Below are 23,024 nucleotides of genomic sequence, written 5' to 3'. Positions count from 1 at the left end.
ATTCGCCTATGAAATGAAAAAAGCAAATCTGGCATAACCAGAAAAAACCGGGTTAACAGCCTGTTAATCCAGTGCTTCCATATTAAACTCACCGCACGTGGACAGATCGGATTCATTGCCAGCAGGAAGCTGTGCCGCCAATGTACGCAATGCGGTACGCAAACCTTCTTCCAGAACCGGGTGATAGAAGGGTATGCGTAGTAATTCTTGCACTGTGAGCGAACGATCAATCGCCAATGCGAGTAAATGTGCCATGTGCTCTCCTGCAGGTGCACACATTTCCGCACCTAGTAGCCGGCCACTCTCCATTTCCGCATAAATATGCAAAATGCCTTTATTACGTTGGCCTGTACGCGCACGTCCCTGGCGCTCAAAACGCACTTCACCAACTAATGTTTTCGTATGGTCGAGTGACTGGTAACGGCTGCCCACGACTGCAATGCCCGGATTAGAAAAAACGATAGCAAGTGGTGTTCGGCGCTTAAAACAAACAGGGATAGGGCGCATGGCATTGAAGCCTGCAATGTGACCTTCATCAGCCGCTTCGTGCAATATCGCTGCTTGATCATTGGCATCGCCAGCCATAAATACGCGCAAATCGGCTACCTGCATGGTGTTGGGATTGACCTGCGGGATACCATGTTGATCGAGTGGAATCCCTAATGTTTCGAGACCTAGATCGCTGATATTGGGATGTCGCCCCAAGGCAGCAAGAACGCCATCGACTACTATTTCTGCAGCTCCAGTGCGTACTTTCAGCCCTTCACCGGCAGCGGCTAATTCAGCTTTATCTCCCAAGTGCAGGGAAAACTCACGTCCCAGTAACTCTATCGCGACTGCATTGACCTGCGGATCCGTTAATCCAGCAATTGTTGGTCGACTACCAAATCCCACCACTTCAATGCCCAGCCGGGAAAGCGCTTGCGCCATTTCAATACCAATAGGACCCATTCCTAATATTGCCATTCGAGAGGGCAGGGTTTCCTGCTCAAATAAGGTATCTGTGGTAAGCAATCGCTTCCCCAGTGACCTCCAAGGCTTGAAAACAACCGGACTCGATCCGGTTGCAATGATGATGTTATGTGCGCGTAATTCCTGCCCGTTGACTTCCAGCCTGCCTGGCGCAAGTAAACGCGCACGCCCGGAAATTGCGCGTTCGCCCAAATCTTGGGTAGTTTTTACAGTGCTGGCGACGAAATCATCGCGTAGGCGTCTTACACGCTGGAGTACGGCGGGTATATCGCAGGTAAGGAAGTCAGCGCCCTGAATACCGAATTCCGCAAAGGTATTGCGGCGATGAAAAGCATTCGCCGCTTCAATCAATGTCTTGGACGGCATGCAACCGACCCGGGCGCAGACAGTACCCCACGGGCCGTCATTAATGATTACGAAGCGTTGTGTATGTTTTCTCACTGCGCGTAATGCAGACAATCCGGCACTGCCTGCTCCGATGATTACAACATCCAATGTTTCATTCATGGCTTCTTCCTTTATAAGAGGTGTATCAGATTTGAGTGTATAATAGTCCGGTTGACTTGGCTCAGATAAATGACGATGAGGAATAAAGTGGAAGCCATAACAAGCAAAGCCCTAGACCGCGGATTATGTTTCAGTCTAGAGCCTCACAATTTACCTGCATGTCTGCAGAGAAGTTTGCTTTCTAAAGTTTCATCTGAGTTTTTGTTTCGTTTGTTTCTTGACTTTTAACAGTCTCTGTCTCTGCAGTACATACGTCTTTTGCGTTACCATCAAAGTCATCACATTTCTCCATAGCTACTGAATAATCAGCATCGATCTGTGCGATACGCGCTTTATAAAGATTTTTATTTGCTTGGTCGGTGTCACGACGTACTTTTACTTCTGCGATACAGATGTCTTTAGCGTTGCCTGAAAGCGATCTGCATTTTTCTTTGTCCACTTTAAATGATGCTCCAATTCTATCTTTATGAGCCATATATTCATCTTTTGACATATTTCCGGCGAGTGCACTGGTGCCGCCAAATACGATGCCTATTAGTACGAGTAAAGTAGTATTGCGAGTTTTCATAATTTTTCCTTGCATATTTATTTTTGGCAACGCTATGAATTCAATTTTGCACTGTCACACGATATAACGATACCCGGTTAGTTGGATGTGGTCGGTTCGGTAACGAACTTACGTCGTGTGCTGAAGGAAAATCGTTAACGGGGGGAAACGACCCCGTTTTCATTGGATAAGATAATTTCTACGCGCCGGTTTAATTGGCGATTCTCGGCGGTATCGTTGCTGGCTACCGGAAAAGATTCGCCATACCCTTTCGCAGCGATACGATTACTACTGATTCCGCTGTCCAGCAAAGCCATCCGTACGGCATGAGCACGGCGCTCAGAAAGTCCTTGATTATAGCTATCGCTACCGGTGCTGTCGGTATGCCCTTCGATCAGTACGGTGCGCTCAGGATATTGTTTGAGAAAATCGGCCAATTTATGCACGGTTCGTAGCCCATTGACCTCAAGCTGTGCCATATTGGTGCGGAATAGTACATCCTGCAGAGTTATCACCAAGCCGCGATCCGTTTTTTTAGCCTTTAATTCCTCCAATTGTCTTTTAGCTTCTTCGGCTTCAGCCGTTCTTGCCTCAAGCAGAACCCGGTCACGCGCTGTATTGGCGTTGGCAACAACTGCTTCAGCTGCTTTCGCCTTGGCAGTTTCTTGCGCGATAGCAACTTGCTGGTTTGCCATATAAGCTAAGTGATTTACTGTGGCGTCACTTTCTCTCTTATTCAAGGCGTTATCTGCTTTATCCAGGAATTTGCTGGCTTCTTTCAATTCAAGCGCAGCCATATCAGTGACCTGTGGATTTGTCAGTGCGTTGTTGTAATTGCTATGTGCTTCAATAAGTGACGGGTTTTGTGGCATTGAGCTACAGCCAGAAAAAATAATTGCGGGAACGACCAGAATCATAGAAAAATACCAATTGTTTTGCATGATAAGCTCCCTAAAGATTATTGGATTTGGCGGTCGATTTCTTGGCGTAACACACGACTGGATTCTTGCAATGCCTCCGCTGCTTTTTGTGCTTTATTTGTTCGAGCCATTGCTTCCGCTAATTGGGCATCAATCTGCGCTTCTTCTGCAAGCTGTCGAGCTAGGACATAATTTTTATCTCCCATAGCATGTTTGGCACCTTCCATTTTATCGATTGCAGATTTGAGCTGTAGTGGGGCAAACTCATTACCACCAGCGCTGAGTGCAGTATCGATCGCAGTTTTGGAAGTTGCTATCTGTTCAGTAGGTGCCGGAGTGCTTGCGCAACCTACCAGAAAAATTGTGGAACATGTCATTACACCCACCATGCGCATCATTGGGTACAATTTTATGTCATTAAAAGTTTTCGGTATTTTCTTGTCCATGGGATTAAACCTCACTATGCATTGTTCAATAGATAAGTATGCAGTGCTTTTGTCACGATTTATTGGTATTCAAAAATCCACATAAACCGGATTTTTGAATATCAATAAAAGCCGGATTCGCATTTCCATCGTACAGGGAGCGGTGCACAATTCGATTGTATTATCTTCGCAGCACATCAATCTGAAAGCTCAGTAACAATACGAACCAGCGAGTTAAGCGGCAAGCAAGCGTTCGAATTCTGTCTTAACAACTTGATAGCATTTGCAAGAACGAACTTCCAGTCCTTCCCGGTCCAACACGGTGATGTGGCCTCGCTTGTAATGGATCAATCCCGCTTGTTGCAGTCTTTCGAGCCTCTGCAATACCTTCGCGGTGCACGCCCTCCATATTGGAGATCAATTCCTAGGTTATCACCAGTTGATATCCATCAGTCATCATTGACAACTCATATCTGTATTAACCACAGCCATATCACTACACACGCTACGCTACGTTAAGAACAGAAGTGTATGGGAAGTATAGTATGTTTTTTTAATAAGCTATGTTCGGTGACGCACATAGCATCTAGGGAAGATCAGAATAAGTGCCTGCACTAGCGAATTGCTGTGTTAGCAGGAGGCAGTTGAAAAATTTTATTTGTGTTGTCGCTACGGTGTAAAAACAGATTAAAGATGCTCATTTATTAGACAAAAATTGCGCTTTCCCGCCTGTTTTTGCGTTGTATCGATTGCCTCGAAAATATTCTCCAACAAACTGTTAGGTGGTGCTCGGAAATTCTCCCCATCTATCCGATATATTGCATTTGCTGCATTCCGTCCGCATTGCACCTCATCTTGCTCGGCGGTTTATTCAGAGCTTCTCTAACGGTGGCGGCGTTGCGCGCGTGCCTCGATGCGTTCGATGTGTATCATGGGCACGAGCAGCCAGATTGCGGCGGTTGCGAACGACGAAATGACGACCAGCCAGATGTAGGCGAATGATCCTTCGCCGAGTTCGGTATACAAGTGTGCGCCGACATTTTGCGAAGCCAGTGTACCAAGGTTGAAGATGGCCATGAGTAGCGCGAAGAATGTGGCTTCTGCCCGCCTAGGGCAGGCGCGTGCCGCGAGATCCAAGAATGCGAGGGTGGTGATCATGCCCGCGATGCCCCAGATCACATGGATCAGCAGCGCGGAAAATTCCCCCATATAACCTAGGTAAGTCAGCAATGTGATGACCGATAGGCCGATGGCGAAATTAATGAGGCGTCGCAGTGGTGTTGAGCGCGCCAGTGGCGCATAGATCAGCGCGCCCAGAATGCTGGCCGCCGAATCGACCGCATTTAGGAAGCCGATGTATTGTTGGTTGAAACCGAGTACGTCAATCTGGTAGTAAAGAAATGCCGGTCCAAACGATGGACTGAAATTAAACAGGAAAATGAAGGCACCAACCAGCCACACCGAACGCTCCCCAAATCCGGACCGTAATGCTGTCCAGATCGCTTTGAATTCCCTCTTTCGGGGATTAATGCGCTTCTCGCGCACGAAAAATCCAGCCATCAGTAACACCACCAGAGGAAATAGGGCGGCAACCGTAAAAGCGGCTTGCAACTGCCGGTACTCGGCAAAATACCCGCCCAGCAACCCGACAATGATCGATGCAGCGGTGATCGCAGTCCATTGTACCGACTGGAAGGCGCCGGTCAGCCCACTTAATTTGCCTTTTTCCACCATCAGTGCATCGGTTAATACGTCGTTGTAGGCGAGACCGAATCCCATGATCGTATACAGGAGGGCAAGTTCCCAATAGGAATAGTTCGCTGAAAGGCCGGCAACCAATCCTGCCATGCATGCCAGGGCAGAAGTCACAATCAGATAGCTTTTGCGCCGTTGGCCGAACAGTGGCACGAAGTCTGAGATTAATCCGTACAGCGGTTTGATAAACCAGGGAATCGATGCCACCAGGAAGAAAGCTGCCACGTCATCAGCTTCAAAACCCTGATCCTTAAAGTTAATCGCAATTACCTGGTTGGGTAGTGCGGCCATGCCCTGGGCGAAGTAGACAATGGCAAACAAAATGGCTAGACGCCGTGCCTCGGCAGTCTTGAACGGATGCAAACGCTGCAACCAGTTCTTCATCGACGCATTCGTCGGCGCAGCATGATGCTGCCTGTCGTGAGAAGGATTTCACGTTGATTCTTACGGATGGTTTTTTTAATCAATTGCGAAAATCGTCGGTTCTATGCTTCGTCTGTCGGTGCGTTGATTTTAACTGTGTTGATAGGAATAAATCCAGTCAGTACAGTTAAACTTGGCGGCGCTCATCTGTTTCTTCTTGTTGCTGTAATTCCCACATACGCGCATACGTACTCTTGGCTGCTAGTAATTGCTGGTGAGTTCCCCGTTCAATGATGCGGCCATGATCCATGACCAGAATTTGATCGGCATCGGCGATGGTGGAAAGCCGGTGGGCGATGGTCAGTGTGGTGCGGTTTCTGGCGATGCGTTTCAATTCCGCTTGAATGCGTTTCTCAGATTCGGAATCCAGCGCCGATGTCGCTTCATCAAAAATCAGAATGTCGGGATTTTTCAGAATCGTGCGGGCAATAGCCACACGTTGTTTTTCACCGCCGGATAACTTCAAACCGCGTTCACCGACGATGGTTGCATATTTTTCCGGCAGGCTTTCGATAAAGTCATGGATATGCGCGGATTGCGCGGCTGCAAAAACTTCTTCCTGAGGTGCATCCGGTTGCCCATAAGCGATGTTGTAATAGATGCTGTCGTTAAATAGCACCGTGTCTTGCGGCACGATGCCCATGGCTTTGCGCAAGCTTTGTTGCGTAACGTCGCGAATATCCTGATCATTGACCAGGATACAGCCTGACTGTACGTCATAAAAACGGAACAGCAAACGTGCCAGCGTGGATTTCCCCGAACCGCTGTGGCCTACCACCGCAATATTTTGTCCGGCGGGAATATCGAAGCTGACATCAAACAGGATCTGGCGATTGGATTCATAGCTAAAATTGACGTGACTGAAACGAACGGTTGCATTTTGGGCAGCAAGGCTCTGGGCATCCGGCTTGTCCTGAATTTCCTTGTTTTCGTCCAATAACGTGAACATACGTTCCATGTCCGCCAATGAGTGCTTGATTTCGCGATAAACAAAACCGAGGAAATGCAATGGCATGTAAAGTTGTAGCATAAAGGCGTTGATCAGCACCAGATCACCCAAGGTCATGCTGCCCTCGACGACTTTATCGGCAGCCAATAACATCAGCAACGTGACACCCACGGCAATAATGGCGCTTTGTCCGGCGTTCAGCGTGGCCAATGACGTTTGATTACGCACGGCGGCTTTTTCCCAGGATTGTAAATGCTCATCGTAACGCCGCGCTTCCCAGGCTTCATTGCCAAAGTATTTCACTGTTTCGTAATTCAGCAGACTGTCGATTGCTTGCGTGTTGGCTTTTGAGTCCATGTTGTTCATGGTGCGGCGAAAAATCATGCGCCACTCGGTAACGATCAACGTCAGTGCAATATAGGCCAGCAAAGTCAGGAAAATGATAGTGGCGAACCAGATGTCGTACTTGCTGATCAATATCGCCAACACCAAACCAATTTCCAATAGCGTGGGCAGGATGTTGAACAACATAAAATTCAGCAGGAAGGAGATGCCGCGCGTACCACGCTCGATATCGCGTGAAACGCCGCCGGTCTGACGTTCCAGATGAAAACGTAATGACAGTGAGTGTAGGTGTACGAATACTTTGTTTGCAACCCGGCGGATTGCACGTTGCGTCACTTTGGCGAAAATCGCGTCGCGCAATTCTCCAAATAACGTACTGCACAGCCGCAAGACGCCATAACTGATTAATAAAAACACTGGTAATACCAGCACGGCGTGCGGTTGATCCAAAGCATCGACAATTTCCTTCAGCACCAACGGCACCGAAACATTGGCAAGCTTGGCCAATACCAGCAGGCTGAGCGCCAAAATAACCCTGACTTTGAATTCCCATAAATAGGGCAGCAGGGCGGCGATCGTTTTCAGGTTGCTGCGTGTGGCCGCAGGTTTCTCAAGGCGAGTAGGGCGCATCGGAATTTGCTGATAACTCAATTACAGTAATAAATAAATGATGGAGCATGCGGATAAGGCGGCTACTCCCAGCCAGCACCAGATCCACATGAATTTCCCGGGACGGTGCTGTTCGGGCATACTGTTGCTGAACATTGCCTGCATGTTGAGTATCGCGAGAATGGGCGCGGCTACGAATGCTACTACGGTGGCGATTTTTACCATGTCTCGCATCGATGTCAGATAAAAGAATATGATGAATAAAGCGCCAGTAATGATAATGAATAACCAGATTAAATAAGTTTTTTCTTGGTCGCGATGCTTGATGCGGTGTGGAAACAACAATTCAAGCGAGATGCTGATCGTACGCGGAAATCCATCCAGTACGGTTAACGTAGTGCTGAACATGGTGGTCAGTGCGGCAATGGCAACAATCGGATAAGCCCATTCTCCCAGCGCTTGCTCATACATGTTCATCAGTTGACCTGCAAATGCCGCACCGCCGGCAGCAAACGTTTCGCCGCTGCCGTACATCACGAGCGCGCCTAATAGCAGGAAGCATATCGCTAGAAACGCAGTGCCGATGTATCCCACCCTGAAATCGAACAATGCCGCTTGCATGCTGGTGATTTTGCCGTCGCTCTCGTTTTTGCTTTGTGACCAGATGGAATGCCATACGGAAAGATCCAGTGGCGCAGGCATCCAGCCCAGAAATGTTGCCAGAAATACTAGATGCACGGTATCAGAGAAAGAGAAAAACACGGTGGCCGTTTGATGGTGACCTGGATTATCGAATAACAGCATGATTACTGCGGTAACCGAAGTGACAGTGAGTACCAAAATGATGATTTTCATCAACTTATCCAACAGCACATAGTGACCACTGACCAGTAGTGTGCAGGAAAATAGTAGTAATGCGCTGCTGATGATAAAGGCAACCATCTGCGGATCGTGTCCGCCAAGTCCTTCAAGTCCAAAGATATTGGTGATCAAACCGGTAGTAACTACAGTAATCGCAGCCTGAACGATAAACATGGTGGATATCGTCATGAGTAGATACAACCATATCGCCCATTTTCCGAGTTTTAGGTAGCCATGCAGTATGTTTTGTCCTGTCGCTGCGGTATAGCGCGGCCCGAATTCAAAGAAAGGATATTTAATCAAATGGATAATGATGACGGCAATGATCAGATCAAATCCAAACATTCCACCTGCTTGCGTAGACTGCACCAAGTGAGATACGCCAACGGCGGCGCCTGCATACAATAACCCAGGGCCCAAGCGTGACAGAAAGTGACTAAAAAATTTGTTGAGTGACATTGTTTTTATTTCTTATGAATGGAATCAAAGTGTGCTCAATGTATCAAATGTTTATCAGTAGCCTGCTCAGCGTGGCCGCAATATTTATTTTTTTACTGCCTTGAGTTCATTGCGCAATGGCGGTAAGGTAACACAAGTACGGGCAGTATATTTTGTTGCAAGCGCATCAATAACCATTACACTAGAATTTTAAAGTACATTGCTGAATCAATCATGGAAATTACCTGTCATCGAGATCTTGAAATCAACCGAGAAGCGCGTTACTTGCCGGCAAGCACTTATAATTTGGCTATCACGCTGTTATCGCGGTGCCCTACCAAACATTTATTTGTTCCTATCCGCAGCATGCAATACATGGCGATTATTGACAGTGAAGAGTTTGTGTTTATTGATGGAGAACGTAAATGCTGGATAGATATTGCATGGCAAAATTTTAAGCCGCATGTGCGTGACGCTTTGGATCAGCCGGTCGCTTATCAAGCAGCTTATTACCGTGACAATATGTCAGTGATCATGGCGCGTTTGCAAAGTGAATTTCCGGCGGCATTGCAAGCGTTGATCAACAAGGAAAGACTGGAGGGACCGGCGAGGATTATCAATTTTCCGGCAAAAAGATAACAGGCCTGCTAATCATCGTCCTTAAGTTCGGTATCCCAGCCTTTTTTCTTGGCATTCTCAATAGCCAGCGTATATAGCCGCGTATGCCGCTCGCGTAAATCATCCGGTAAGCGGCTTGGCAAGTGCGCATAGGGCTCCCAGGCGGCATGGACTTTTTCGTATAGCGTTTGCATTTGCGCGCCGCTCCAGCCGGTGCAGGTTTCTGTTTCCGGCAAAATGCCAAATACCCAGGCATCCCGCACGATACGACCTAAATGGGTAAGTCCTTCGTTGTTATCCTGATCGATACCCACATAAAATTGTTCTGTCATTGCGTTAATCTCGTAAAGGTTTGCATCGGTTGCATAAGTTGCTTGCGTCTCTTGGGTCAGGTAAGCATTTTTCAATGCGGTGCTTCAGATTTTGTGTTGAAACGGTTCAAAATATGATGCGTCATGTTCTTGGCGAGCTCCTCCTCGCCAAAGAATACCGTACCCATATTGTCGTTGCGCAGTAATTTCGATTCATCCTCACTGCGGGTGCGTAGCACAATTTCAATATCCGGGTTCAGCGTGCGTGCGGTATCAATCATTTGGCGCACATTCAACGGATCGGGCGTGGCAATCACCAGCATGCCCGCATCCGTGATGTGCGCTTGTATCAGCACGGAAGGATCTGTGGCATCACCGGACACGGCATTGATGCCTTGTTTGCGCAAATCCTGCACCAGTTCACGGTTTTGTTCCGCAATGATATAGGGAATGTTCTGTTCGTTTAGTGCATTGGCAATACGTTGGCCGACATGGCCATAACCCACAAGCACAACCTGACCTTGCAGAAATTTGCGTTCGGTACTCATGGGTAGTTCTGCGTATGGATCGTCGCGATTTTCATATTTACGCGCTAATGCCGAGTGTTTTAGCATCCAGTTCCGGAATGGCACGATCGCAGCGAAAGCAATGGGATTGAAGGCGATAGAGATTAACGCGCCGGCAAGTACCAAGCTCATGCCTTCCGCAGGCATCAATCCGAGCGATAGCCCCAATCCTGCCAGAATGAATGAGAATTCACCAATTTGCCCCAGGCTGGCTGCTACGATCAAGACGGTATTAAGTGGATAGCCCAGCATCAAAACCAGCAACATGGCTGCTACGGATTTTCCCACCACAATGATTGCCACGACGCCTAAAACCCGCATGGGTTCTTCAACTAGTACGGCTGGATCGAACAGCATGCCGACTGAGACGAAAAACAATACCGCAAAGGCGTCACGCAGTGGCAGGGATTCTTCGGCGGCGCGCTGGCTGAATTTGGATTCGCGCATGACCATACCGGCAAAGAAGGCGCCCAGTGCGAAAGACACGTTAAACAGCGCCGCAGCGCCATAAGCAATGCAGATAGCAGCAGCAACGACAGCCAGCGTAAACATTTCGCGCGAGCCGGTGCGGGCGACCTGCCATAGTAACCAAGGCAATACACGCCGGCCAACAATGAGCATCAAGGCAATGAAAGCTGAAACCAACAGCAAAGTGATGCCAATTGTGTACCATAAGGGATCCGTTGCATTTTCAGCGCCGCTGGATCCTCCCAGCATGGTGGCAAACGAAGGCAACAATACCAGAATCAGCACCGTCACCAGGTCTTCAACGATCAACCAGCCGACAGCGATACGGCCGTTCATGGTTTCCAGAAATCCGCGTGATTCCAGCGCCTTCAGTAGCACTACCGTGCTGGCACAGGATAATGACAACCCCAGCACCAAGCCGGCGCCCGCACTCCATCCCCACCACATTGCCAGCGTCATGCCGAGTGCAGTTGCGACCGCCATCTGAACGATTGCACCAGGTAGCGCGATACGCTTGACAGCAAGCAGGTCATCCAGCGAAAAATGCAGTCCAACCCCGAACATCAGCAACATGACACCGATTTCCGATAACTGAGAGGCAATGCCGATATCCGCGACAAATCCTGGCGTTGATGGACTGATTGCAATGCCGGCGAGCAGATAGCCTACTAACGCAGGTGTCTTAAGCCGTTCTGCGATGAACCCAAAAATCAAAGCCAGACCAAAACCGGCTGCAATCGTTGTAATCAGGGCAACGTTATGTTCCATGTGGATTCCAATGTGTATTATTTGCTGGTTGTTTATGCTTTGCAGGTGTTGAGAAACGATCTGCACTGCTGCTACGGTGTTAAAAACAGGGTAAAACTGCTCATTGATTACCCATAAACTGCGCTTTTCGCCTGTTTTTTCCTGATGTCGTGGCTGCCTAGGAAACGTTTTTCAACGATTCGTTAGTGTGCTTCAAGCTCGACGTTTCCAGGTGTTGTATCAGAGACAATCGGGTTATTTAAGAGTTTCTCAAATTCGATACGTTCTTCTTTGATCGCTTCAAGGATCTGGTGCTTAAATTCTTCGCGTGAAAATGCTTCCTCGAGCATCAGCAGAAGCTTTTCAACAGTCAATCCGATGGTGATGCCGCCAATAATACCACCAATTGCTGCGCCGATGGCTGTGCCGATACCGGGAATGAATGAACCCAGTGCCATACCGGTAGCGGCGCCTGCCGCTGCTCCGCCCAAGGCACTCACTGCTTTGCCCGCGGTTACTTTAATCAGGGCTTGCGCACCGAGCTTGATAATGCCTTTACCCGCCACTTTGGCTGTGATCTTGCCAGCGATGGCACCGGTGATGGCACCGGCGGTACCAATCCCGCCCGAAATCAACATACGGTTTTCCAGATTGACGATGACACTGTGTGCAGGCGGCTCTTTGAGTGCATTCAATGATGCATGCCTGACGATTTCCAGCTGTGAGTTATCGGCGGGCTGGACACGATTTTCGGTCAATATCTGTTCGACTTTTTGCACATGCTGAGCACGTAATTGTTGATTATTTTGTAGCACATTTTCAATGGATTGCTGCACGGGACCGAATACATTGCCTTTCATCAAGTAATTTTGTAGTTTTTCTGCCATCCAATTTTCTAGCACGCCCGTGGCTAATGCCACAATCCGTTCGTATTCACCCGGTAAACTGTAGTACCAATCCAGGTAGTCATCAACATTTTCGGACATTTGCCTAAACCCGGTATCGGTGGCTTCACGTAATTCTTCTAGCGATGTTTCCAGCTTGCCGAGGCTATCGAGATACGCCTGCTCAATTTGTTCTGTTGTGCCGGGTTTGTAGTAATTATCACCGATCATTTCCACCGTTTCGACCACAGCTTGTTGTGAGGTGTGAATTTCTCCGATAGCTTCTGGATTAGAACGTAACCAAGCATCTACGTACACTGTCGAAGGTACATAAATGAACAAGACAAAAAAAGTAGTGAATGCCGACGTAATTGCCCAAGCCCATGGAGAAACCGCAGGTGGCTGATCGCTATCCTGGATGGGGCCAAATACGCGACGGTATTCGGATAGCGATACCATGAAACTGGAAATTCCAAGCGCTACATTATAAAAAAACAGCAAACTGCCTAAAAAAAGAGCGCCCAGATATAGCGTGTCATTGAATGAATGCAAACTGCCTAACGCGTAACGCTTCAATCCTTCAATAAAACCCAATAAACGGTTGGTTTCAAGAATGAGAATGCTGTTGGAAGCGCCAGTCAATTTTTGACTTTCGGTCGCGACGGCTTCTGTCAATGAGGTATATTGACGGTTTATATCCGTATTGTTGACGAATACAACAAAAAACACGGCCATTGCCAGCGCGGTGATCCAGCGCGACCAGGTTAAAGATTTATGCACAGCAATGTAAGGTTTGTATTCGCGCGCTGCGATGGGGAAACAAACAGCATAAATGACGGAAAATACTGGAATGGCCGCGAAGAAGGTAACCCATTCCTGTTTTTCAGCCGCACCGAGATAAAATAACAGCAGAAATGCAAAAATAACCGACCATAACAGCCACCAGATATAGGCCAGAATCCGACGTGTAAACAGCCAATGTAGAATGCCCAATTTTTTGAACTGACTGGAAAGGTAGATTCTTTGTATGGTTACCGCATAGATCGCAGCAAAATAAATGGGTAATCCAAACAGAAATGTTACCAACAACGCAAACCATAGTTGCTGATCGGGAATCAGCCGCCCAAAATAATAAGCAAAACCCAGCCAACTGGCAGAAAATGCAAGATAGCCAAGTGTTCTTACGAGACTGAAGTTTTTAAGCGCTGAAAACACAACAGTGATTCTCCTTCATGGTGAACGACTGGAGATAAGTACAAGCTACAGCAGGATGGGAAGATAAACTAAAGTAGCTGGTTGATAGTAGACTGCATCCGGCTATTGGCTGTCAAGAGAGTGATGGATGAATTAATCGGAATTTTAACAAGCTGTTAAAAAACCATCTGCGTTGCCGCTATGAAGTTGAAAACAAGCTCAAAATGCTCATTGATTACGAGACCCTTGCACGGTCGATACTAGAGTACTGAATCGAGTGATAAATTGTGTTTTAAAACAATATCATTGAAATGATTGATATGAATTTCTCGGAATATGATGTAACCCGCCGACCCGTAAAGGGAACTTCCTGAAGCAGATTGATCAGTTGATCGACTGGAACATGGTAGAGAAAGCAATCGCGGAGCATTATGCACCGGTATCGAGTGCAGCAGGCCGCTCGGTGTATTCGAGGCTGCTGCTGTTCAAGATGTTGTTGGTAGGAATGTGGAACGGCGGTTTAAGCGATGAATCGATGGAAGACTTGGCGAATTCGAATTTACACGTGATGTGATTTCTGAGATTGACGCTGAGACCAACGCATTGAGCGCTTTTCCGATTCTGCGGTTGCCGTAGCTATGATTGCTGGAGTTCGCTATCAGGGTGCGTCAAAACCGGCAATCATGCGCAACAGCGTGGTTTTACCGCAACTGGATGGATCTAGGAGAGTGAAGAACTCGCCTGTGTTGATGCGATGCTGGTGTTATCGACCGCGGTGAAACTTCCAAAGCGTTTGGTAATGTTCCGGATTTCGAGGAGTACCATTACTTTTCTTGTAGAGAAGAAAGTATCAAATTTATCAAAATCTACTGACGCATCGAATATATTTATTCAATAGATGTTATTTGAAATTAGTGGAATATCTGCCAAGCCAGCAATCCAGCCAGTAAAATCGCAATGAGCGCCAACAAGCGATTCTGATGTTTTTCTTCAATGACCAGATCAGTCATCTTTTTTTCCAGCTCGAGATTACGATTTTCAGCAAGAGCCTGATGTATCAAGCGGGGAAATTCTGGCAGAATAATCGCCCAGTTAGGTATTTCTTTTTCTATCCGGCTGGCAAATCCGCGCAAGCCGATCTGTTCAGCCATCCAACGTTCCAAGAAGGGTTTGGCGGTTTTCCACAGATCCAGATCAGGATCCAGATCGCGGCCGAGACCTTCAATATTGAGTAATGTTTTTTGTAGTAGAACCAATTGTGGCTGGATTTCGACATTAAATTGCCGTGACGCTTGAAATAATTGAAATAGCACACGTCCAAATGAAATTTCTTTCAGCGGCTTGTCAAAGATGGGCTCGCAGACAGCCCGTATGGCCGACTCAAAATCATCTATGCGGGTATCTTTAGGCGCCCAACCAGCTTCAACGTGTGCTTGTGCAACTCGCCCGTAATCGCGGCGGAAGAAAGCCAAAAAGTTTTGTGCAAGATAATTTTTATCTTCATCGCTGAGCGTTCCCATAATGCCGAAATCAACCGCAATATACTGGCCATTTGCACCAACAAAAATATTTCCCGGATGCATGTCGGCATGAAAATAACCATCTCGGAATACTTGCGTAAAAAATATTTCCACCCCGACACGTGCCAGTTGCGGAATATCAATGCCTTGTTCTCTTAACTGATCGACATGGCTGATCGGTATACCTTTGACGCGCTCCATCACCATTATGCTGCTGCGGCAGTAATCCCAATAGACTTCGGGCACCAGTAATAGAGGAGAGTCAAGAAAATTGCGGCGCAGTTGGCTACAGTTAGCCGCTTCACGCATCAGGTCAAGCTCATCATCCAAATGCCGGGCAAATTCTGAGACGACTTGGCGTAATTTCAGGCGCTTGCCGTCTGCCCAGATTGCTTCAGCCAGCCAAGCACCCGTATCCATCAGGGCGACATCGTGCGCGATAGTGGGGGCGAGATTAGGGCGTAATATTTTTACGGCTACTTCGGTGCCATCATGCAATACGGCGAGATGAACTTGTGCGACCGATGCGCTGGCTATTGGTGTTTCATCAAACTTAAAGAATACTTTATTGATTTTTTGGCCATATTCTTTTTCTAACGTGGATAATACAAATTTGTAAGAAAAAGGCGGTACCTGATCCTGCAGCTTGGCTAATTCATCAGCGATATCTTGTGGTAACAGATCGCGCCGGGTGGATAGCATTTGGCCGAATTTAACAAAAATCGGGCCTAACGTTTCCAGCGCCAGCCGTAATCTTTCGCCGCGTGGATTATCGAGTTTCCGCCAGAAAGTCATTGTTCTTACAAAAGCCCGCAAGAATTTCAATCGACTATGACTCAAAACAAATTCGTCTAATCCAAACCGGAAAGCAACAGATAGTATTTTTAGAAGGCGGAATAGGCGCATGGATTATATCGATTTGTTGACTAGCATTGGAATTTAACAGAAGCAACTAACATATTACGAGTTTATTTTTATTCATAATCAAAATTCATCTGTGTTGCCGTTTGAAGAAATAAATGTGTTGTGTTTTATTACTTTCCGGTTAAGGTATTTTGCTGCGTTAATCTATCTAATCGTTGTTCTAGTTTCTCAATAGTGTGTTGTAGATTTGTTACTTCTTGAATAAATTGATTACTCGTAGCGCGCTTTGTTAAAACAATATTTTCTTCTGTCCAGTATTCAGCCAGTGCTTGAGAAATACGGCCAAAATTTTTTGTTTGCCATTGCATGAGATGTTCGCCTGTATTTGCGATGCGATGTGCAGGGATGTCTCCAACGATTTTACTCAGATCATGCTCAATAATCATGTTGAGATTAATTTGCTTACCAATATTGATTAATTCTTCAGCAAAAGATTGATTGCCGCTAATTTTTATCAGCTCAAATGCAGCGGTTTCCCTGGCAAGTATTTTGGGCAGAATGAATGGAGACAAGGTGAGTGTCGTATCTGCACAAAAACTATTGTCAATTTGCTGCGTTTCACCTTTTGCATCGATAAGTATTTTGAAATTAACGAAAGGAGGTATCTGAATACAAGCCGTTTGACCAATAAAAGATTGTAGTCGTCCGCACGGCCATCCTTCGCTACGTAAAACATGGTTAATAGGCGCTATCGCAATAGATGTTAGCATGATTATATTTAGGGGCTGAAGATTCTAATAATGAAGAGAGAAAATAATGGTAACCATTTTATTGGATTTGATATTAATGATACGTTTGCAAAATATCAGCATAAAGCCAGCATTCCCTCGCTTACGATAAAGGCCTTTGTGAGTATAGCACTATAAATTATATGACTCCCTGTATCTTCTCGCAGATAGCCATGATAGGTCATAAGATAATCTGTTTGGAGTCTTTGAATGCAATTCATAATATTCAGATATGGTGATTGCATTAATAGCAGCGAGCTAACAGTTTTGACATTAGTGTGCGAAAAGTCACAGTCCTAATCGTGATATAGGGATATATTCCCTCTCTGTTTTCATCTTCAAAAGTACTCAGTAGGTATTATAGTGAAGTCAGATTATCGCAATCTTCTCTCTGCTGTCGAAGGCGCAATGCAAAAAGGAGTGATGCTTTACTGAGGAAGATGTTTTACATTGAGTCTTTTGATTGTGATGAATGATTTTATGACGAGGCCCTTTAATCCCTATTGCTTGCAATAGGGATTTTTTTTGATTGTTTAACAAGCCACCGGAAAACTATCTGTGTCGCCGCTACGGTGTTAAGAACAGGCTAGAAATACTCATTGGTTACGCATAAACTGCGCCTTGCCGCCTGTTTTTGCCTGGTTCGGCTGCCTCGAAAATGTTTTGCAACAGCCTGTTAATCGATGACTAATACAGGTGTAATGGCAAGTTGCTGAGTAATGGTGCTGGCAGCTTGTTTTGCAAGCATTTGATCTGGGTAGGGGCCTGCATGAATTTTATACAAGCCATTATTCTTTGTGATGTTGATGGTTTTGTTGAGCGATGGAATTTTCTTGCGTATGTGTGTGAGAAAATTGTGTGCGTTATCCGGTGAGCCAAATGCTCCCAATTGCAGATAAACCATAGCCATTGCTATATTGCTATCGGCAATAGGCGGTGCTGAGGCTGGTGGTTTAGAGATCGCCAGCCTGGTCGAATCACTATTGAGCATTATACTTTCGACTTCAACTTGGCTACTGCCGCCTGCCAGTATTCCTAATTTATAAGCCGCTGTATAGGAAAGATCGATTAAGCGATCAGATAAAAATGGACCACGGTCATTTAGACGCACAATAATCGATTTGCCGTTTCCCAGATTGGTGACTCGGACGTAACTGGGTAACGGTAAGGTAGGGTGTGCAGCCGTCATCGCATACATATCATAGATTTCCCCCGACGCAGTATTGTTACCATGATAGCGGCGGCCATACCACGAAGCGACGCCACGTTCTCTATAAGGACGAAGCTCAGTCATCGGCTTAAAATATTTACCCAATGCAACATAAGGTTGCATATTAGCCTGGCGTAGCGGTTCAACTTTGGGCACTGCATCCGGAATCAAGTGCAAATCCGGTGGCGGGTTATCACCTGGACCATCATCCAGATAATAACCTCCGCCTTTCCTGGCAACGGAACCGAAACCAGAGTCAATTGTTGCAGCAGCAGAGGAGCGTTTGTGTTTTAGCTTGTCATTATATTGCGGTGTGCTGCTACAAGCTGTCAGCAATGTGAAGATCAGTGCTAATGTTAATCCGGAAACCGGTGATGCGATTACAGACAAAAAATATTTATAGGTTTGCGGAAATGTTAAATAAACGTTTGTCATGTCTTTATGAGTTTAGGATGTGTTTGAATACTCATCAAAATACCAAAACCGAGCAACATTGTCACCATGGATGTGCCACCATAACTGATGAGTGGCAGTGGAACACCTACGACCGGAAGGATACCACTAACCATTCCCATGTTAACGAAAATATAAGTAAAGAAAGTCAGTGTAATTGAGCCTGCAATAAGGCGCGTAAACTGCGTGGATGCATTGGCAGTAATGATCATGCAGCGTCCGATTATCACAAGATATAGCAGTAATAACAGTGTGTTGCCGACTAATCCGAATTCTTCGGAGAAGACTGCAAAGATAAAATCGGTACTTTGTTCCGGTAAAAAATCCAATTGCGTTTGCGTACCGTTTTGCCATCCTTTACCAATAATACCACCGGAGCCTATCGCGATGGAGGATTGGATGGTGTGGTAACCGGCGCCTAATGGATCTTGGGAGGGATCCAGCAAGGTCATAATGCGCTGACGCTGATAATCATGCATGGTTGCCCACACAAACGGAAAACTGCTCGCCGCCGCTACTCCCAATCCGACAATGATGCGCCATGGCAAGCCGGCCAAGAACAGCACATAAAATCCACTGGCCGCAATCAGTATTGCCGTACCCAGGTCAGGCTGCTTTAGGATCAAAAAGACCGGCAACATAAGTAGTATGGTGGCGCCAACATAATCTCGCAAGCGTAGCGTAATTTCATGCTTGTCGAAATACCAGGCCATCATCAGCGGAATGGCAATTTTCATCAATTCGGATGGTTGGATTTTAGTGATCCCGACATCGAGCCAGCGCCTGGCGCCATTGTTGATTTCACCGAATAATGTAACACCAATGAGTAAGGCAAGCCCTGTTACATACATTGGTAGTGCAAGGCGCCTGATTTGTTGTAATGGGATATTGGCAACCAACCACATCACTACCAAAGCTACCGATATGTTGATTACTTGGTGACTGACTTTGCTGATATTTGCACCCGTGGCGCTATAAAGAATGATCAGTCCCACCGACATCAATGTGAGAATGCCAACCAATAGAAAGCCGTCGATGTAGCGCGTGAAGTAGTACCAAATTTTTCTGAGTTCAATCATGGGCTGGTAGAATATTTAAACAGCCTGCTGCAGGCCATTGAAAAACTATCTGCGTTGCCGCTGTGGCGTTAAAAACAGACTCAAAATGCTCATTTATTAAGTATAAATTGCGCTTTTTCGCCCGTTTTTGCCTTGCATCGGCTGCCTCGAATACGTTTTTCAAAAGCCTGTTAGAGATGCTCGTGCGCATGGTCTTCAACAGATTCGGTAAATTGTGCGATCGTTGCTTCAGGAAATTGACCCAATAAAAAATAATCAAATACTTGCCTTGCAATCGGCGCTGCTGTTGAGCCGCCTGTTCCGGTATTTTCAACCAATACCGCTAAAGCAATCTTAGGATTCTCTGCAGGTGCATAAGCAATAAACATGGCGTGATCGCGGTGACGTTCATTGATGGATTTTTCATTGTAGCGTTCTCCTTGTTTGATGCCGATCACTTGTGAGGTGCCCGTTTTGCCGGCAAAGGTGTAGGCGGTATTGATACCGGCTTTAGCGGCAGTGCCGCCAGGGCGTGTGACATCCACCAATGCGTTTTTAACGATTTCAAAATTCTGAGGTTTTAAGTTAACGCTATAGAGCAGTTTTGCAGGAACATCTTCGATATCTCCGGTTTGACTGTTTTGTATTTGTTTGATCAGGCGTGGCAGATATGCCTTGCCATTATTAGCGATAACCATGGTGGCAAAAGCGAGTTGTAAGGGGGTCGCGAGATTATAACCTTGGCCGATTGCGACAGAGATCGTGTCGCCTGCATACCATTTTTGTTTATATTGCTTCATTTTCCAGGCTGACGAGGGCAAAAGCCCGGAAACTTCACCTTCGATATCAATGCCGGTTTTTCTTCCTAACCCAAATTGACCGATAAAGCTGTGTATATTGTCTATTCCCAGATCGTTGGCAAGACTGTAGTAATAAGTATCGCACGAGACTACCAATGATTTGTGTAAATTAACTCTGCCATGACCACCCGGTTTCCAGTCACGATAGCGGCGGTCTACACCCGGTAGTGAAAAATATCCAGGGTCGCTCATACTATATTCAGCCGTGCGTTTTCCCAATTCCAGCGCCGCTAACGCCATAAAAGGCTTGAATGTCGATCCGGGTGGATAAACCCCGCGTAATGCTCGGTTATTCAGCGGTCTGTCAATTGAGTTGTTGAGCAGATTCCAGTTTTCTTGGTCAATACCGCCGATAAAAAGATTGTTGTCGTAGCCGGGTTTGCTGACAAACGCAAGTACTTCGCCGTTATTGGGATCCAATGCAACTAATGCACCACGACGATCACCGAAAGCCTTTTCCGCTGCTTCCTGCAAGCCAAGATCCAACGAAAGAATTAAGTTGTTGCCTGAAACCGGCGGTGTGCGTGATAGAACGCGAATCGAACGTCCTGCCGCATCCGTTTCTACTTCTTCAAAACCCGTGATGCCGTGCAACTGTTTTTCGTAACTTTGTTCAATGCCAATTTTTCCAATATGATGAGAGCCACGATAGTTATTCAGTTCGCCATTCAGTTCAAGTTGCTCAAGATCCTGGTCATTGATACGACTGATGTAGCCGACTACATGCGATACCATTTCTTTTTCCGGGTATTGACGAAATACACGCGCCTTGATTTCAATACCCGGGAATCGATACCGATTGGTTGCAAAACTTGCAATTTCTACATCCGTAAGGCGATTGCGGATCGGTAAGCTTTTAAATCGCTTGCTTTCCTTCATGAGTTTCTTAAAGCGCTGGCGATCATTGGGTGTGATTTCAATAATCGCACCCAGCTCATCCAGCGTGGCATCGATATCCGGAACTTTACTGGGTACGATTTCCAGCGCATATGCGGAATAATTTTGTGCCAAGGCTTTACCGTTGCGGTCATAAATCAAGCCACGGTTGGGAACCAACGGTAGAATAGAGATGCGATTTGCTTCTGCTAAGGTGTGATAGTGTTCTTGCTGGGTAATCTGTAAATAATAAAAGCGCGCATAGAGTATTATAAAAAATATCATTACAAAACCTGCGCTCACCGTAAGACGCAAGCGGAATTTGTGCAGTTCAATCGAATGATTTCGCAGCTCTACTTTATGTTTCATAATGCATTAGGGTCTGATTTCTGCTTCAGCGGCGTACTTAATAGCAATGAAACAGGTACCCATAATAAAGTGCCTGTTACAGTAGCAGAGAAATAGTACCAAGTCGGCAAATCGGAACCGCCGGATACTGCAACTAAAACGGTGACTATTTGCATCGTAAATAATATTAAACTGATCTGGGGTGCTTGTTGCATGACATTGAATATGCGTAATCGCCGCCCGAACACTAATGTCAGGTACACAACAATACAATACGCTAAGGCGTGTTGCCCCAATATGCCGGTATTGCCGACATCCATCATTAGTCCCATGATAAAAGCGATGCTCATGCCCATTTTATGCGGGTAATTGATGCTCCAGTAGACGATTGTGAGCGCTACGAAATCGGGACTAAAAATCAATATATCTTGATGTAGCGGTAAAAAGTTGAACATGAGGGCTATCGCCAAACTGATGGCAATATATCCATTGCTGGGAGGTATATATACATCCTGTCCGAAGTAATCATCCAACCCCAGCCGATTATTCTTATTTTTTTTGTGGTTCAATTTTAGGTGTCTCGATAAGATCATCCAGAACTGACTGCGCTAGCGATAGAATTAAGACTTGCCGGTTTCTATCTACGCCAGCTATCGGTGTACTGATGACTTGAGCAAAATCATCGGCAGGATCACGTTCAATTCTAAGTACCGTTGCGACAGGAATCCCCGGCGGATAGACGCCGCCGATTCCGGATGTTACCAACAGATCGCCTGGTTGGATATCGATATTGACCGATAAGTAACGCAGTTCCAGTTCATCATTTTTACCTGTACCTGAGACGACCGAGCGTAAATTATTACGCAAAACTTGTACAGGAACCGAATGATTCTTGTCGGTGAGCAGCGTCACTTCTGATGACCAAGGATATAGCTGCGTAATTTGCCCAACGATACCTTTATCGTCAATGACTGCTTGACCTAGCTGGATATTGTGGTAGCCACCTTTATTCAACGTGATTTTGTGATTGAATGGATCGCGTGGAGTATACAAAATTTCGGCTAGAACAGCCTTGGTTTCGGTATTGGTTTCAATGCGTTGAACCGCGCCAAGTAATTGACGTAATTGCGCATTCTCGGCTTGTAATGCATGCAATTTTAAGAGTTGTTCTCGATCTTCCATATACTGCTGCTTTAATTTTATATTCTCCTCCACGAGATAGAAGCTGGCAACGAGCCCTTCGATTTGATCATAGATATGGATGGGAATATAAGCGACTTTTTGCAATGGAAAAATGACTACGCCAATCGTTTGGCGTAGCTCAGGAAAATATTTGAAACGCAAATCTTCAGCGATGAGTAAACAGGATAGCAATACAAATACAAACAGTCGTGCAAGCGGACCTGGCCCATGTCTGAAAAACTGAGGAGCTGTTTTCATTACGTCCAGTATTTATAAGGATCTGGTGTTATTTTTAATGCAATGTATCAGTGAAAAAAGTTTATCGC

General features: G+C 46.2%; 19 protein-coding genes and 1 pseudogene. 2 read left to right on the top strand and 18 right to left on the bottom strand.

Annotated features, from left to right (window positions below; genetic code table 11):
- Positions 1–63: 63 nt before the first annotated feature.
- From C8R34_RS00680 to C8R34_RS00650, 7 genes are all read right to left on the bottom strand, one after another.
- A complete protein-coding gene (locus tag C8R34_RS00680) occupies positions 64–1,479 on the bottom strand; it encodes a dihydrolipoyl dehydrogenase (RefSeq protein WP_110336841.1) in 1,416 nt (471 codons plus the stop codon).
- A gap of 181 nt (positions 1,480–1,660) precedes the next feature.
- Positions 1,661–2,047, bottom strand: coding sequence for a hypothetical protein (locus tag C8R34_RS00675; protein WP_110336839.1), 387 nt, complete (start codon positions 2,045–2,047; stop codon positions 1,661–1,663).
- A 134-nt stretch (positions 2,048–2,181) separates the two neighbouring features.
- Complete coding sequence (locus C8R34_RS17235) at positions 2,182–2,967, bottom strand: OmpA family protein (RefSeq protein WP_110336837.1); 786 nt, start codon at positions 2,965–2,967, stop codon at positions 2,182–2,184.
- 17 nt (positions 2,968–2,984) lie between these two features.
- Positions 2,985–3,323: a DUF4398 domain-containing protein gene (locus C8R34_RS00665; RefSeq protein ID WP_258364289.1), complete on the bottom strand. Its 339-nt coding sequence runs from the start codon at positions 3,321–3,323 to the stop codon at positions 2,985–2,987.
- A 930-nt stretch (positions 3,324–4,253) separates the two neighbouring features.
- Positions 4,254–5,510, bottom strand: coding sequence for a folate/biopterin family MFS transporter (locus tag C8R34_RS00660; RefSeq protein ID WP_110336833.1), 1,257 nt, complete (start codon positions 5,508–5,510; stop codon positions 4,254–4,256).
- A gap of 166 nt (positions 5,511–5,676) precedes the next feature.
- Positions 5,677–7,473: an ABC transporter ATP-binding protein/permease gene (locus tag C8R34_RS00655; RefSeq protein WP_110336831.1), complete on the bottom strand. Its 1,797-nt coding sequence runs from the start codon at positions 7,471–7,473 to the stop codon at positions 5,677–5,679.
- A 21-nt stretch (positions 7,474–7,494) separates the two neighbouring features.
- On the bottom strand, positions 7,495–8,772 hold the full coding sequence (locus C8R34_RS00650; protein WP_110336829.1) for an NRAMP family divalent metal transporter: 1,278 nt from the start codon (positions 8,770–8,772) through the stop codon (positions 7,495–7,497).
- 213 nt (positions 8,773–8,985) lie between these two features.
- Here C8R34_RS00650 and C8R34_RS00645 point away from each other — a divergent pair, with 213 nt between their 5' ends.
- Positions 8,986–9,390: a hypothetical protein gene (locus C8R34_RS00645; protein ID WP_110336827.1), complete on the top strand. Its 405-nt coding sequence runs from the start codon at positions 8,986–8,988 to the stop codon at positions 9,388–9,390.
- Positions 9,391–9,398: 8 nt separating this feature from the next.
- Here the strand turns inward: C8R34_RS00645 and C8R34_RS00640 are convergent, their stop codons facing one another.
- The 3 genes from C8R34_RS00640 to C8R34_RS00630 all read right to left on the bottom strand — a co-directional run bounded on the left by C8R34_RS00640 (position 9,399) and on the right by C8R34_RS00630 (position 13,560).
- Positions 9,399–9,701, bottom strand: a complete 303-nt coding sequence (locus C8R34_RS00640) for a hypothetical protein (protein WP_110337132.1) — start codon at positions 9,699–9,701, stop codon at positions 9,399–9,401.
- 71 nt (positions 9,702–9,772) lie between these two features.
- On the bottom strand, positions 9,773–11,482 hold the full coding sequence (gene ybaL / locus C8R34_RS00635) for a YbaL family putative K(+) efflux transporter (RefSeq protein WP_110336825.1): 1,710 nt from the start codon (positions 11,480–11,482) through the stop codon (positions 9,773–9,775).
- 182 nt (positions 11,483–11,664) lie between these two features.
- On the bottom strand, positions 11,665–13,560 hold the full coding sequence (locus C8R34_RS00630) for a hypothetical protein (protein ID WP_110336823.1): 1,896 nt from the start codon (positions 13,558–13,560) through the stop codon (positions 11,665–11,667).
- Positions 13,561–13,942: 382 nt separating this feature from the next.
- On the opposite strand from C8R34_RS00630, the gene C8R34_RS16350 reads away from it, so the two are divergent.
- Positions 13,943–14,113 (top strand): transposase, encoded by a 171-nt coding sequence (locus tag C8R34_RS16350; RefSeq protein WP_181415464.1) that lies wholly within the window; start codon positions 13,943–13,945, stop codon positions 14,111–14,113.
- A gap of 87 nt (positions 14,114–14,200) precedes the next feature.
- Here the strand turns inward: C8R34_RS16350 and C8R34_RS17325 are convergent.
- The 8 genes and pseudogenes from C8R34_RS17325 to mreC form a co-directional block, all read right to left on the bottom strand.
- Positions 14,201–14,364 (bottom strand): annotated as a pseudogene (locus C8R34_RS17325) (spermidine/putrescine ABC transporter ATP-binding protein); the annotation flags it as partial.
- Positions 14,365–14,450: 86 nt separating this feature from the next.
- Positions 14,451–15,965: a ubiquinone biosynthesis regulatory protein kinase UbiB gene (gene ubiB, locus C8R34_RS00615; RefSeq protein ID WP_110336821.1), complete on the bottom strand. Its 1,515-nt coding sequence runs from the start codon at positions 15,963–15,965 to the stop codon at positions 14,451–14,453.
- A 128-nt stretch (positions 15,966–16,093) separates the two neighbouring features.
- Complete coding sequence (locus C8R34_RS00610) at positions 16,094–16,693, bottom strand: SCP2 domain-containing protein (RefSeq protein ID WP_110336819.1); 600 nt, start codon at positions 16,691–16,693, stop codon at positions 16,094–16,096.
- Positions 16,694–17,387: 694 nt separating this feature from the next.
- Positions 17,388–18,356 (bottom strand): septal ring lytic transglycosylase RlpA family protein, encoded by a 969-nt coding sequence (locus tag C8R34_RS00605; RefSeq protein WP_110336817.1) that lies wholly within the window; start codon positions 18,354–18,356, stop codon positions 17,388–17,390.
- Positions 18,353–19,453 (bottom strand): rod shape-determining protein RodA, encoded by a 1,101-nt coding sequence (gene rodA / locus C8R34_RS00600; RefSeq protein ID WP_110336815.1) that lies wholly within the window; start codon positions 19,451–19,453, stop codon positions 18,353–18,355. The genes C8R34_RS00605 and rodA overlap by 4 nt, the downstream gene beginning before the upstream one ends.
- 170 nt (positions 19,454–19,623) lie before the next feature.
- Positions 19,624–21,537 carry a penicillin-binding protein 2 gene (gene mrdA, locus C8R34_RS00590; RefSeq protein ID WP_110336811.1) on the bottom strand — a complete coding sequence of 638 codons (1,914 nt, stop codon included), beginning with the start codon at positions 21,535–21,537 and terminating at the stop codon, positions 19,624–19,626.
- Positions 21,534–22,085 (bottom strand): rod shape-determining protein MreD, encoded by a 552-nt coding sequence (mreD, locus tag C8R34_RS00585; RefSeq protein WP_110336809.1) that lies wholly within the window; start codon positions 22,083–22,085, stop codon positions 21,534–21,536. The genes mrdA and mreD overlap by 4 nt, the downstream gene beginning before the upstream one ends.
- The gene (gene mreC, locus C8R34_RS00580) at positions 22,066–22,956 is read right to left on the bottom strand and encodes a rod shape-determining protein MreC (protein ID WP_110336807.1); all 891 of its coding nucleotides are present in this window, start codon (positions 22,954–22,956) and stop codon (positions 22,066–22,068) included. Before mreC ends, mreD begins: the two co-directional genes overlap by 20 nt.
- Positions 22,957–23,024: the final 68 nt, after the last annotated feature.

This window comes from Nitrosomonas sp. Nm84 (assembly GCF_003201565.1).
GTDB lineage: Bacteria > Pseudomonadota > Gammaproteobacteria > Burkholderiales > Nitrosomonadaceae > Nitrosomonas.
Note: the sequence above shows the minus strand (reverse complement) of the source record. Positions and strands in the feature narration are given on the sequence as shown.